At 60.5% G+C, this 14,496-nt stretch carries 4 protein-coding genes; all 4 read left to right on the top strand.

From position 1 onward, the window contains the following. Nucleotides 1–2 precede the first annotated feature (2 nt). The 4 genes from B5F76_RS06000 to B5F76_RS05985 all read left to right on the top strand — a co-directional run bounded on the left by B5F76_RS06000 (nucleotide 3) and on the right by B5F76_RS05985 (nucleotide 14,487). Nucleotides 3–3,689, top strand: a complete 3,687-nt coding sequence (locus B5F76_RS06000; RefSeq protein ID WP_162608711.1) for a condensation domain-containing protein — start codon at nucleotides 3–5, stop codon at nucleotides 3,687–3,689. Beyond that, nucleotides 3,670–6,174 (top strand): type I polyketide synthase, encoded by a 2,505-nt coding sequence (locus B5F76_RS05995; protein WP_087352321.1) that lies wholly within the window; start codon nucleotides 3,670–3,672, stop codon nucleotides 6,172–6,174. Before B5F76_RS06000 ends, B5F76_RS05995 begins: the two co-directional genes overlap by 20 nt. Before the next feature lie 91 nt (nucleotides 6,175–6,265). Continuing rightward, nucleotides 6,266–9,673 carry a non-ribosomal peptide synthetase gene (locus B5F76_RS05990; protein ID WP_087352319.1) on the top strand — a complete coding sequence of 1,136 codons (3,408 nt, stop codon included), beginning with the start codon at nucleotides 6,266–6,268 and terminating at the stop codon, nucleotides 9,671–9,673. Beyond that, on the top strand, nucleotides 9,670–14,487 hold the full coding sequence (locus B5F76_RS05985) for a class I SAM-dependent methyltransferase (protein ID WP_087352317.1): 4,818 nt from the start codon (nucleotides 9,670–9,672) through the stop codon (nucleotides 14,485–14,487). Before B5F76_RS05990 ends, B5F76_RS05985 begins: the two co-directional genes overlap by 4 nt. The last annotated feature ends 9 nt before the right edge of the window (nucleotides 14,488–14,496 follow it).

Below are 14,496 nucleotides of genomic sequence, written 5' to 3'. Positions count from 1 at the left end.
CTATGGGTGAATGCATGGAAAAGTCGATGTTCCCTGACGATACCGAACTTCTCGATTTGTGCGCCAGAAAGGGGGCCGAGCTGGAACTGCGTGACGGCAGGCTGTATGTCAGGGCCAATACCCTGACGCAGGAGGAACGCCTTCACTTGCGCAGGCACAAGTTCTCTCTTGTCCGCACCCTGCGCAGGAAACACTCGGCCCGGGAACTCGCGGCCTCCTGGGCCGAGTGGCAAAGGAACCCAGGGGCCAGCGCAATACATGAAGCCCCCCTCACGCCCTATCAGGAAATCTTTGCCCTGCTGACAAGCCAGGGGGAACACGCCATTGTCAATCAGGTCGGTGTTTTCGAGCTTGCCCTGCCAGTTGCCGATCCAGGGGGCAGGCTTGTGCAGGAGGCCTTGCGCTCTCTCATGACTCGACACCCCATGCTGCGCGCGCGGGTTGTCAGAAAAAACGAAAAGGGAAACGGAATTTTATTTCATAATTTTTCGCAAAGCCTTTCCGTGCTGGAAATCGCTCCCTCATGCCCCCTGCCCGTAACCATCTTCCAGTCAGGAAGGGAGTCGGACAGAGAGGCAGACATCGAGGCCTGCCGAAAAGCCTTTCGCACTTCGGGCTATGATCTCGCCAGGGCCCCACTGTGGCGGGCGGCAATCTTTCCCCATCCGCAACACAGGCGTTCGACCCTGGTTCTGGGGCTGCACCACATCATCATGGACGGCTGGTCCATGGGGCTGCTGGCAAGTGACCTGGCCCATCTTCTGGACTGCCTGTCCGGCAAGGAAACAGAAGATATCCTTCCTCCCGTCACCTATCCCAGCTTTGCCGCATGGCTTGCGCAGAAGGGGCTGTCCCATATCAAAAGCCATCAGTTGGCCTTTTGGACAGACCTTGTGCAGAGTGTCCCCCAGTGTCACCGCATACGCTCGGACTATGTGCGCGGAACCATGCCAAAGGAGACCGGGCACAGACTATGCCGGGTGCGCATTTCGGCACAGGTGAAGGAAAAGGTGCAGCGCTTCGCCGCAGCCAGGGGCTGCAGCCTCTTTGCAGCCCTGCATACGGCCCTGCGCCTCTTGCTGTACAGGGTCTGCGGCCAGACACACGCTCCCATCCTCACAGTGGCCGCAAACAGGCAGCTGCCGGGGCTTGAACGTGTCGTGGGCTGCTTTGTCAATGTGCTGCCCCTGGTCTGCCCCTTCAATCCCCATGCCTCCATGACGGAAAACATGTGCCAGAGCCAGGATTGCCTTGTGCAGGCCCTGGACCACCAGATGCTGCCCTTTCAGGATATTGTGGCTGCCGCACAGGTGAAAAGGCAGAAGGCCCGCCATCCCCTGAGCCAGATTTTTCTGACACTGCAGAATGCCTTTGCGTCCGGCGTCCACAGCGCTGTCACCGCCCGTCTGCCTGAAGATCCCATTTCGGCCTACGATCTGGCCTTTGTGCTGTGGGATTACGGCGAAGAAGGCATAGTTGCCCATCTCGAGTACGATGCATCCCTCTATCGGGAAGAACACGCGCAGGCACTGCTTCATGCCTATGTGGACTGCCTGTGCGATCTTCTCCTTGCGGACAGCCAGGGGAAACCCGAGAATATTGCCAATTGTCGGGATTCTTCTCCCCAAAAGGACGTGCCCCTTGCCCAGAAACTCGGCCAATGTCTGGATCTTGCCCGCTACGCGGCCGTGATTTTGCGTGACGCCGGTCCCTTCACGGATCTTGTGGCAAAAGCCTGCGATTTGTGCGGCTGCCCCTGCCTGACACCGGAGCAGGCACGCGCAACAGCTTTTGCGAATCCTGTCCTGTGGGTGCAGACACGCTGGCCGGAAGAGCCCGGAGAGATGTCCGGGAGCGCCGATGTGCTCCTTGTCAACCATCTGCCCACGGCGCAACAGCTTGCCAGAGTACATGCCGGCGAAGGCGCTTGCCTGAGCATGCTGCTTCAGCTGGGCTCAGAATCCTCCCTTGTTGTTGCCCGCGCACAGGATCTTGTCTCGGACAGGATGACATACATTGCGGCCTCGACAGAACTTTTGCCGACTCCCGTCACGCAAAAAGCCTTCACGCCTGTTCACGACGGGCCGGCCAGGGGACTGACAAGCCTTGGGCAAGGCCTGGTCGCCCTTCCGCTGCCCGGGGGGTCAAGCCCCCTGCTCTGGAGACATGGCCATGCGGTTCATCTGGACCAGGTGATGAGGGATCTGGCCCAAATGCAGGGGCAGGCTCAGCCAGACTGTGCCCTTGGCCTTCTTGTTCCCGCCCACTCCTCCCTGCTCTCCTCGGTTGTCCACGAGGAGGGAGAAATGGTTGCCTGGGTCGGGCGCGGCCTAGTACACACGGATCTTCTGGAAAGTCTTCCCGAGGCTTTGCAACCACGGCACATCATGCACATAGACCATGTGCCAAGACGCAGCGATGGCACCGTGTGCCGCAAATCTTTGCTCGACATCCCCTTCTACAGCCCGGAATTCGTGCATCGCGTTCTCCCGAACGCCAGTCTCGAAACCTTGCAGGACAGGGAAGCCGATACGCTGCTCCATGTGCCAGCGCAAGACCTGCGCGGCATGACGGCCCTCAGACTGCCCAAGCAGGAAACTTCCTGGGAAACCCCAGTCTTTGCCTCGGGAAAAGAGTGCCTTGTTCTGCTTTCCGGCAGCAGTCTGGACAATCGCTGCCTCTCGCTCTTCCTGCGGCATGAGGGCTGCCGCTTCCTTCTCAAGGGGGTAAACGCCATCAGACTTTGCGCGGAGCTTGGCAGTGTCAGGACCTGCCCCTGGACAGAAAACGGCGCTTCCGGGCCCATTGGCAGTGTCGTGCGCATTATTGCCGATGTAGCAGCTTGTCCGCAGGCTCCAGAGCTTCCGGAAGGTGTCCCCTGCCTCAACCTGCTTGTCGCGGACACATGTTCCAAAAAACATCTGGCAGACAGGGCAAGAGTCTTTGCCTCCCTGTGTCAGGCTGCCATGCGGGCCAATCTCCGCTCCCCGCACACCTTCCTTGTCTTTGCGCTTCCGGACTGGAAGACAGGTCCCGGCAGGGAAAAGGCGCAGGATGCCCTGACAGAAACCCGGGCCTTCACTCTTTTGCACAGGGCTCTCGCTTCCGGCAGGGACATGGGGATCATAGGCCTTGAGCCCGAAGACATGGGCTGGCAAAGCCTGCTTTTGCGCACGCCCCATCCACAGTACGAGCTTGTGACTCAGGGACAGATCGAGCCGCATCTTCTGCCCCATCCCCTGCGCAACGCGTTTTGCGAAACAGGTCCCCTGCGCATGGAAACTGGCGGGACATGCGCGCGGAACAGGGACGGCTCCGCAGAGGCAGGCTCGGGTGCTGCCTGCGGAGACATAGCTCCGACCATGGCGCGCATCTGGAACAGCATCCTGCAGACCGAAAACGCCGATCCCAACGCCAACTTCTTTGATCTGGGCGGAACATCCGTCATGGCCCCGCTCATCCAGGAACGCATAGCCAGTTCCTTCCAGGTAGACATAGGGGTGGCCGGGGTCTTTCTCTACCCGAGCCTGCAGGAACTGACCATGGTCGTTAGCTCAAGCCTTGAGTCAAGGACCAATGCCCGCAAGTCCCGGACAGAGGAAAACTTTCAGGCCAGGCAGCACGCTGCGCGGGCCGCACGCAACAACCGCAAACAAGTGAGAAGGTCCCATGAAGCAACCCTGGCTTGAAGAAGAATACTGCAATGCCGTTGCCGTTGTCGGCATGGCCGGTCGTTTCTGCAAGGCTCCCGATCTGGAGACCTTCTGGCACAACCTGTGCGCCGGCTTTGAGGCAGCCAGACGCCTCACCAGCGAGGAACTCGAGGCAAGCGGCTGCAACAGGGCCTACGCCTCGCATCCTGCCTTTGTACCCGTTTGCGCACAGATGGAGGATGTGGACAAGTTCGACGCCCCCTTTTTCGGGCTGAGCACAGGCGAAGCGCTGGACATGGATCCCCAGCTGCGCCTTATGCTGGAAACGTCCTGGCATGCCCTTGAGCAGGCTGGCTACGCCCCGGATCGCCTGGAAAACGGTTCCGTGCGCGTCGGCGTTTTTGCCGGGGCAGCGCCGAGCTCCTACTGGCTGTGCAATGTCGGTCCCAATGCATTCAACAACACGGGCACAGCCTTTCACAAGGCTGCCATAGTCAACGGCCAGGATTTCCTGAGTTCATGGATCTCCTACAAATTCGGTTTTACCGGCCCGAGCCTGAACATACAGACTGCCTGCTCCACCGGACTTGTGCTTGTTGCCTCTGCATGCCAGCACCTTCTGGACTTCAGCTGCGACGTGGCCCTGGCCGCCACAGCCTCGGTCATCAACCCCAGGGGATGGGGCTATGTGGCCGAATCCGGTGGCATCCTCTCGCCGGACGGCCACTGCCGCCCCTTTGACGCTGCGGCTTCCGGAACACTGCCCGGCGAGGGAGCGGGAGCAGTGGTACTCAAGCGGCTTGAAGACGCCCTCATGGCCGGAGATCGGATAGAAGCGATCATCCGCGGCTATGGTGTCAGCAATGACGGCAGCCGCAGGGCCGGCTTTGGCGCCCCCAGTGCCGAGGGCCAGGCCATTGCCCTGCGCCTTGCCCAGACCATGGCAGGTGTGGAAAGCAGGGACATTGGCTATGTGGAAGCACACGGCACTGGTACCTACCTTGGAGATCCCATTGAAATTGCCGGCCTTTCCAAAGTGTTTGACCAAAGGGAATCTGCCTGCCCCATAGGTTCCCTCAAGGGCAACCTGGGACATCTGGGCAATGCGGCAGGCATGGCCTCCCTGCTCAAGGTCATCCTCATGCTCCGGCACGGGCACATCCCCCCGACCATCAATTTCCGTTCCCTGAACCCCGCGCTGCAGATGGATACGACCCGTTTTCGCATTGCCTGCGAAAACGAGCCATGGACAGGCACTGCTCCCCGTCTGGCAGGCGTCAGCGCCTTTGGCTTCGGTGGCACAAACTGCCATCTTGTGGTGGAGGAAACGCCTGTCTGGGCAAGGGACGCGGCTGTTTACAGAGCGTCCGACCTGAGGCCACAATGCATGGACATTGTGACAGAAGAGGAGCGTGAGCCCGACACTGTCCTCATGTTCAGCGCCCCCAATGCCGAAGGCCTTGAGCGCTGCCTTGCCCTGTGGGGCGAATACCTGCTCTCCAATCCCGGTCTGTCTCTCGGGGAGGTAGCCTGGAACCTGCGCCACGGGCGAAGCCTCTTCCCCTGCCGCTGTGCGCTTGCCGGCAACGATCGCATTTCCATGGCAAGGACGCTTCTTGAGCGAAAGGGAAAGGCATCCACGGATGCGGCAGAGGGTCTGTATACCGGACACACCCCCCATGGTGGCGCACTTGTCCTGGTTCTTGAAAAGGGTGTGAGTGCCGGGCAGGCAGAAGAAATCGCCTCGTTTCTTGTCCGAAGCGCAGTGGCACCCCTTCTTGTCCTTGTCGGGGACGAGGAGAACATATCCCTTGTGCGCCCTGTTCGGGATATTTTGCCGGATTCCTGCCAGATTGTTCATGGTTGCGAAAAGGAGGACATCCCGTCCCTGCCCGGGCTTTCCCAGGGAGCAGTGCCTGTCCTGCTCAGGGCCGTGCCTGCCGGGGACACGCGTGTCGAGCTTTTCGCAGAAAGGGAAACTCCCGGGGACCTTGTCACAAGATTCCCGGTTTTGGGAAAGCACGCCTCCCTGCTGCCTGGGGGGCGTGGCAATGAGCTTGTGCTGCGCATGACAGGCGATGAGCCCCTTCCCCTGGCAGCCCTTTGCGCGGCGCTTTTTGCCGCGGGACTGAATCCCGTTCTTGCACGCAACAGTGCCCGCAGGCTGGCCCTTCCCCTCTATCCCTTTGCCCGCATTTCCTACTGGCTGTCCCTCAGACAGGACACGGATACAGGGGACATGACCAGCGCCGGGGAAAAGTCCGAAGGCAGTGCGGATCCGGAAGAGGAATCTTCTCCGGAGGAGCTTGTCCTGAATATCTGGCGTGCGGCTTTCGAGCTTCCGGAGCTGGGACTGGACGACGATTTCTATGCCCTTGGGGGAAGCTCCATGACAGCAGTGGAAATCCTGACCGAGGTGGAAAGCGTTTTTGGTCTGCGCGTTTCCATGAACACTTTCAACAGCATACGCACAGCCCGCCAGTTGCTCGAAGTTCTGAACAGGATGGCGGAAGAAGTCTGACCCCCTTTTTGCAAGCGAGGGACAGGCAGAATAATACATCCTGCCTGTCCCTCGCCCCCCCCCTTATTCCCAAGCCCAGCGAGAGACAAACATGCTTCAGCCTCCTCCCAGACACGGGGCCCTTGCGGCAAGAGCCGCGGCCCGCAAGAACGCCCAGGGCAAAAACCTGCTTGTTCCCCATCCGGGGGACCGTTATCTTCCCTTTCCCCTAAGCGACATGCAGCAGGCCTACTGGATAGGCCGCTCGAACGATTTGCAGGGTGGCGGCGTTGCCATGCAAAGCTGCGTTGAGCTGGACTGCCCGGCCCTTTTTCCGGAACGCTTTGAAAGGGCGCTCAACGCTCTCGTTGAGCGCCACGACATGCTGCATGCGATAGTCACAAAAGACGGCATGCAGCGCGTGCTCCCCTTGCCTGTGCATTTCCCCTTCACCATCAGCGATCTCTCTGCTCTGGACAGCGCAGAACAGGAGCGCAGGCTGCGTGACTATGCGGCAAGGCAGGTCCAAAAGGTAAGCGATCTCGGCTCATGGCCCCAGTCCGAAGTGCATTTTTCCCTGCTTGCCCACAATGAGGACGGCAGCAAGCGCGGTGTGCTGCATTTTCGCTGGGACATGTGGGCCACGGACGGGAGAAGCTTTCAGATACTCTACGAGGATCTGGCTGCGCTCTATCTCAATCCGGACAAGCCTCTGCCGGCTCTGCCCGTTAGCTTCCGCGACTACATGCTGGCCCTGCGGGATTTCGAGGCCTCGGAAGAGTACCAAAAAAGCCTGCTCTACTGGCGCGAAAAGCTTGCAAGCATGCCTGCGGCGCCTGTATTTCCCAATCCTCCATCTGTGGATCGTGCCGGCGCGGACTCCGGGGCTTTGGACATCAAGCGCTACTCGGATGTGCTGACCAGGGAAGAAACGGCCTTTCTGGAAAATGGCTGCAAAAGGCACGGCCTTTCCCTCACTGCGCTTCTGGCTTCCCTGTACAGCGAGGTTATCGGCCTGTGGAGTGCCACCAGAGCCTTTACCCTGAACATGCCTCGCTTCAATCGCAATCTGCGCTGGCACGAGGCCATCAACCATGTCATGGGCGAATTTGCCACCTTTACCCTTGTGCCCGTTGACCTTTCGGCCGGCAACAACCTTCTGGAACGGGCCAGGGCCCTGCAAAAAACGCTGTGGGACAGTCTCGAGCATGCCGAAGTCTCCGGCGTCCGTCTGCTGCGCGAGCTCGCAAGGGGACGGGGAGAGCTTGCCGCCGAGGCCATGCCTGTTGTTTTTACTGCCATGCCTGCCCGCAAGGGCTCGGATCGGGGGGTGGAACAGGTACTTGAAGCCTTCGGAAGCGTGCGCGCTACGCACGGTTCTACGCCGCAGACCAGGCTGGACTGCCAGTACACGCTTTTCAACGACTGCCTCCACATCTACTGGGACGGCAAGACACAGGCCTTTCCTTCGGGAATGGTCGACGCCATGTTTGCGGAATTCATGCGCCTTGTGCGTCTGACAGCCAGGGATGAGGCCGCCTGGACAGCTCCTTCCCTGGCAGCCCTGCCGGCAGATCAGGCTGCCGTCCGCGCAAGACGCAACGCACGCCCCCTTCCCCTGCCAGACAAGATGCCCTGCGAACTCTTTGTCGAAAGGGCACTGGAAGACCCGGACGCGCTGGCCGTGGCGGACGGAGATGTCAGACTGACCTATGGGCAGCTTCTTGCCCATGCCCTTGCCGTGCGCGAGAGTCTGCTTGCCTGCCTCGCCGAACGTGAATTGCCGGACACAAGGCCCGGTTCCGTGGCCCTGGTGCTGAAACGCGGCTGGAGAAGCATTGCCTGCATCATGGGCACGGAGCTTGCCGGTCTTGCCTATCTGCCCCTGGACTGCACAAATCCAGAAGAAAGGCTGCACGCCATGCTGCGAGCAGGCAATGCAGCCATAGTCATTGCGGATACGGCAAACAGAACACGGCTTTGCACACAGACGCTTGCGGCTGACGATATTCGCCTTCTCCTGGCGGAAGACGTGTGCGGCAGCGCAGGCTTGGGGAGCGTCGAGAGGCAGGGCCTTGCCGAGGAGCTCGCACGCACGGCCCCACAGGCAGCAGATGCGGCCTACATTATCCTCACCTCCGGCACTACCGGCACGCCAAAGGCCGTTGTGGTCGGCCAGCGCGGCCTGCTCAATGTCTGCGTTGCCACCAACAGAGTCCTTGCCCTGGGCAAAACGGATCGCGTCATCGGCATCACGGCCCTGCACCACGATCTCAGCGTCTACGATGTCTTCGGAACCCTGACCTCCGGCGCGGCCCTCGTCCTTTTGCCCCATGAGCAGGCCCAGGATCCCGATGTGTGGATAGAGCATATCCTGCGGCACGGGGTAACGCTGTGGAACAGTGTTCCGGCCTTTCTCAAGGCCCTTGCCACACGCTGCGAGGAATGCGGCATCCGCCTGCCCATACGGGTCTTTCTGACAGGCGGAGACTGGGTCGAGGCGACCCTGCCCAAACGCCTGGCCGCCCTTTCGTCAAAGGCGGAATTCTATTCCGTTGGCGGCCCCACGGAGACAACGGTCTGGAACATCATGTACAGGGTGAAAGAGGAACTTCCTTCCGGCTGGACGGTTATCCCCTACGGCGCAGCCACGGAAAACAACAGCTACTACCTGCTGGACAGTCGTCTTGCCGATGTCCCGGACTGGGTAACAGGCGAAATGTACTGCGCGGGCGTCAATGTCTGCCTGGACATCCGGGCGCAGGACAACGTGCAGCGCTTTTATACCCATCCCCTGACAGGCGAACGCCTCTACCGCACCGGCGATGTGGGGCGTTTTCACCCGGACGGACTCATCGAAATCATGGGCCGGGCGGATTTTCAGATAAACATTGGCGGCTACCGCCTGGATCCGGCAGAAATAGAAACAACCCTCATGCGCCATCCTGCAGTGGAGCGGGCCGTTGTGGTTCCCGTAGGCCAAAGCCGGAGACATTCGGGCCGCGTGCTCGGAGCATTCATTCTGCCCAGGGGTGCAAAAATATCCGGCATGTCTGGAACAACAGACACTGGGGCAGCCCTTGAGGAGGATTTGTCCGGCTGGCTCGCAAAACGTCTGCCAGCCCAGATGATTCCCAGGATCTGGAGTTTTGTCGGGACGTTCCCTCTCACAGCCAACGGCAAGGTGGACAGAAAGGCGCTCATTGCAGAGGCAGCAAGCCTGGCCATGAGCGTGAGGGACGACAAGGACCGCGCACCCGTGACGCCACTGGAGGAGCTTTTGTGCGCCTTGTGGCAGGAAGTGCTGGGCTGCCGGATTCCCGGGGTGCGAACCAATTTCTTCCGGCTGGGAGGCGATTCCCTGAAGGCTGTGCAGATACTGACCAGACTCAGGGAAAGACTGCCCCTTTCCCTGCCCCTGCAGGACTTCTTCGCCACCCCGACTGTCGAGGGCCTGGCCAGGACCCTTATTGCCCGCATCAGCGCAGGCATGCAACAAAGCCCACAGGAGAACGCATGAGCACAGTTGCCCCCAACAATGACGTACGGTTTGGCATGGAACACAAACAGGGATTGGACGCCGCGGCAGACATAGCCTCACTGGACATAGCAGCTCTGGCCAGACTCGTCAGGCAAAAGGTTTCCCAAAAAAGCGGGCCGGACATCCGCGATTTTTCCGGGCAGCCACCCTGCCTGTCCCTGGCTCAGGAACGTCTGTGGTTCATGGACAGGCTTGTCCCTGGCAGTGCCTTCTACAATATACCCTTCGCCTTTCGCCTGGAACAGCCTGTGCGGGAAGAGATTCTGTGCCGGGCCTGGCTGGATACGGTCGAACGCCACGAAAGCCTGCGCATTGGCATTGGCTCCACGGACACGGGAAAGCCCCTTGTCTTTTGCCGGCCAAGTACGGATTTCGCCCTGACTGTGCACAGCCATGTCTCCGGGGCGCGGCTTGCCCAGCTCATGCGTCACGAGGCAGAGACAGGCTTCAGCCTCGAACGGGATCCCCTGCTGCGCGGCTTTCTGTGCCTCATGGAAGATGGAAGCCAGGTGTTGCTCTTCACGGCTCACCACATTGTCTTTGATGGCTGGTCCATCGGCATCTTCCTGAAGGATCTGCAATTCGCCCACGCAGCACGCAGTCTTGGCAGGCCTCCGTCCTATGTCCCTCTTGATGTTTCCTATTTCCAGTATGCGGCCTGGCACAGGGCTGTTGTCGAGGACGCGCGCAAGGCGCAGACCACATGGTGGCAGGAACATCTGGCCAATCTCCCCAATTTCGAGCCGGCCACGGATTTTCCCAGGCCTGCGGTACAAACCTTCCGCGGGTCTGTGCACAGCCTGCACCTTGACAGGGATGTTCTTGATGCCGTGAGTGAGCTTGCCCGCGCAGAACAGGCGACTCCCTACGCTGTCTGGCTTGCCCTCTTTGCCCTGTCTGCAGCGCGCTTTGCCGCGCAAGACGACTTTGCCATAGGCTCCTCCTTTGCCGGGCGGTCATTGCCTGCCACGGAAGCTCTGGCCGGCTTTTTCGTGGAAAACCTGAGCCTGCGCATTCGCATCGACCCGCAGGAAAGCCTGCGTGACCTTGTCCGTCGGGTACGCGACGAAAGTCTGACCACCATGGAACATGCCACACTGCCCTTCCAGATGCTGGCCGAAGCCCTCGGGCGCGAGCGGGATCTGAGCCGCAATCCAGTCTATCAGGTGGCCTTTACCTACCAGAACATGCAGTCGCTGCGCGCGAAAAACACCGATTTGCAGGGTGGGGAAACTCTTGTGCTCACCCCTTTGCCCGTGCCGGGCCTGACAACCCACATGGATCTCGAGCTTCTGGCATGGCCAGGGGACGAGGGCATGGACTGCCAGATTCTCTACGCAACGGATCTGTTCCAGCCGGCGACCATTGCGGCCCTTGCCGAACAGTTCCGGGAGCTGGCATGCTTTGTCGCAAAAAATCCGTCCGCAGCAGGCACAAGTGTCCTTTGCCTGGGACTGGACAGCCACAGGAGCTCCCTGGTCAGTGGCAGCAGGCGCAACCACCCTCTCATTGCCCCCTGGCAGGACTATGTTTCCCTGTGCACTGCCCATCCCGACGCCGAGGCCGTGCGTACCATCGTCCCTGACGGGAATGGAAATCGTACCGCATCCCACACCAGGGCCCAGGTACTGGCCCGTGCCGGACAGATTGCCCTGCGCTTGCGCAGACACGGCGTTGGCAGAGGCAGCGTTGTTCTGCTCTGCCTCGAGCAGGGCGTGGATCTTCTGGCAGCAATTCTTGCCGTCTGGCGTGAGGGGGCCGTGTTCACTACCCTTGCCAGCGAGCATCCGGCAAGCTTTGCCCGCTGGCTGTGCCAGGACGCCCATGTGTCCTGCGTGGTGAGCAGCAAAAGGCACTGGCAGGGGGATCCTGCTCTTCTCCTGGATGTCGAAAAAGTGTCTGGAGAAGCCCTGAGTACACGGGAAGAGAGCGAGCTTGGGGATCCGGCCGCACCCATGGCCTGCGAAGATTGCGCCTGCGTGCTCTATACTTCCGGCTCGACGGGCAAACCCAAGGCCGTGCGCCTGAGCCTTGGTGCGATCTCCAACCGTCTGCACTGGATGTGGGAACAGTTTCCCTGGGGCGATGGCGAGGTCTGCTGCCAGAAAACCTCGCCGGTTTTTGTGGATTTTCTCTGGGAAGCCCTCGGCCCCCTGCTCGGAGGCGTGGTCCTGGTCTGCCTGCCGGACAAGAAGGCTGCCGATGTCCCCTGGTTCATACAGACGCTTGAGCGCCACAAGGTCACGCGCCTCGTTCTGGTTCCGTCCCTGCTGGCCCAGATGCATCGTATCACCGGTGGCCTGGAAGGCAGGCTTACCTCCCTGCGCCTTCTTTCCGCAAGCGGGGAGACCCTGCCAAGCGATCTGGCCACGGCCACTCTCGAGGCTCTGCCTTCCGTTCGCCTGCTCAACCTGTACGGCTCTACGGAAGTCATGGGCGATGCGACCTTTTACGAGATTGTCCAGAGACAGAGCGGCAGCGTGCCCATCGGTATCCCCATCCACAATGCCGTGGCTGCAGTTCTGGACGCAGACGGCAGAATCGTACCCCAGGGTGCCACAGGCCTGCTGCATGTGGCGGGCGCCTGCCTTGCCCTGGGCTACGCTGGCGCAGCAAGCGCATCCGGCAAAGATGCCTGGCTCACCTCCGACCATCATGCGCACTGCACGGACGCGGCCTACGCCTCCCTTGTCGAGCAGACGGGACAGTCTGTCTGGTTTTGCACAGGAGATCTTGCCAGGGTGGACGAACAGGGACTTGTCCATCATCTTGGCCGTGCAGACAGACAGATCAAGCGCCGCGGGGTCCGCATAGAGCCCGAACAGATCCAGCATGTCCTTGAGCGACACCCACAGGTGCGCGAGGCCCGTGTCCTCGCCCTCTCTGGCCCCGCGGAGTCCGGAGGGTATGCGCGTCCCGAGCCAAGGCTGGTCGCCTACGTCATCCCCATTCTTGCGCAGGGCTCGCACGAGAAAGACGAAAAGAGCGAGAACAGCCAAGCCGAACTGGAAAAAAGCCGCGCAGCATGCCTTTTCCAGTGGGCAAGCCTCTACGACAGCATGTACGCAAATGTCCGCAGCCAGGGCAACATTCTGGACAATTTCCTCATCTGGGAAAGCAGCTACACGGGAAAACATCTGCCTGTGGAAGAAATGCGCGAATGGCTGGCCGAAAGCCTGGCCTCGATTCATGCCCTGTTCCCCAAAAATGTCCTTGAAATCGGCTGCGGTCAGGGCTTTCTGCTCATGGATCTGGTCCAGACGTGCGACAGGTACACGGGCATTGACATCTCAAGCGAAGCCCTGGCCTGCCTTGAAGACCTGTTCGGTGAAAATGTGGGAGAACACAGGGACAATGCCTGCCATGCCGACATGACGCTGCTTGTGGCCGAGGCCACAGCCCTGTCCTCGCTTGAAGGCATTGGCGAGCAAACCTTTGATACGGCCATATTCAATTCCGTTGTCCAGTATTTTCCCGATTACGCCTACTGCATTGAAGCCGTGCGCCAGGCTGTGGACAGGCTGGACTTCGGAGGGAAAGTCTTTCTCGGCGATCTGCGCAATCTCGCGGGCCTTGACCTTCTGCATATTGCCATTCAGACCCACCGCTGCCCGAACAGTGTCGGGGCACAGGAATTTCTGGACCGTGCCCGCGCAAGAAAGCGCATGGAAAGCGAGCTTTTGCTTGCCCCAGCCTTCTGGCAGGCGATACAGCGCCTCATTCCCCGCATCGCGGCCGTGCAGGTCTCCCCCAAGAAAGGCAGGAGCGCCAACGAGCTCACCGAATTCCGCTATGAGGTGGTGCTGTACTGCGATACCGTGCCCCATGAGCGGTTCAATGGTGTCATGCACACATGGGGGAGCGGGGAATGCTCATCGTACGCACAGGTACGAGACCTGCTGGCAGGCTTTGCCGCAAGCGGAGAACAGGCTCTCGCGCTGGCCTCCATCCCTTCAGCCCGTCTTGCCCTCTACCGCAAGCTCGAGGATCTGGCCGAGGAAAGCGTCCTTTCCGGGAAAGGGGCAACTCTGGAAGAGATGCTCGAAAAGGCTTCCAGAGACGAGAATCCCCGCACAAGAGGACTGAGTCCGGAGGAGCTGCACGAGCTTGCCCAGGCCCGGAATCTGGAGGTTTGTGTCAGTCTGGACGCAGGAGACGGGCTGAGCCTCAACGCCCTCTTTTACCATAAGGGGCAAAAGCCTCCGTGCCTTGGCGTGCCCTGGCCGTCAGCCAGTGTTCCCCTTCCGGATCCTGCCGAGTGCGCCAACGTCCCGGCGACAAGCCGCGATGAAAGCTCCCTGCGCGCTAGGCTGCGTGGCTACCTTGCCGAAGAACTGCCCAAGAGCATGCTGCCGGACGTCCTTGTAACCGTTCCCGAATGGCCCCGCACCCCCTCGGGCAAAATAGACTGGAAGCGCCTGCCCAGCCCCAACGCAAGGCTCTTTGCCAGTGCAAGCGGCATGCAGCTGCCTGGTACGGCAGACGAAACGTGCGTGGCAGATATCTGGAAGCTCGTTATCGGCCTTGATGAAGTGAGCGTGCACGACAATTTCTTCGAGATTGGCGGAACATCGCTTTTGCTCACCCAGGTTCACCAGATGATCCAGACAAAGCTCAAGAAGAACTTTCCCCTGTCCGTTCTCTTCCAGTACCCCACCATCCACGCCCTGTCGGTCTACCTTTCCGGACAGGAACAGACAGCTGCAAAAAACACCGGGACCCCGCCCTCGGGCAACCTGCCGGGTCGCCCCCAAAGGCGCAACAGGCGCACTCTGCGCCAATCCCCTCGCTAAGGAGTACAG

Origin of the sequence: Desulfovibrio sp. An276, assembly GCF_002159665.1 — a bacterium.
Classification (GTDB): Bacteria; Desulfobacterota; Desulfovibrionia; order Desulfovibrionales; family Desulfovibrionaceae; genus Desulfovibrio; species Desulfovibrio faecigallinarum.
This window is presented reverse-complemented; position numbering and strand designations above follow the sequence as displayed.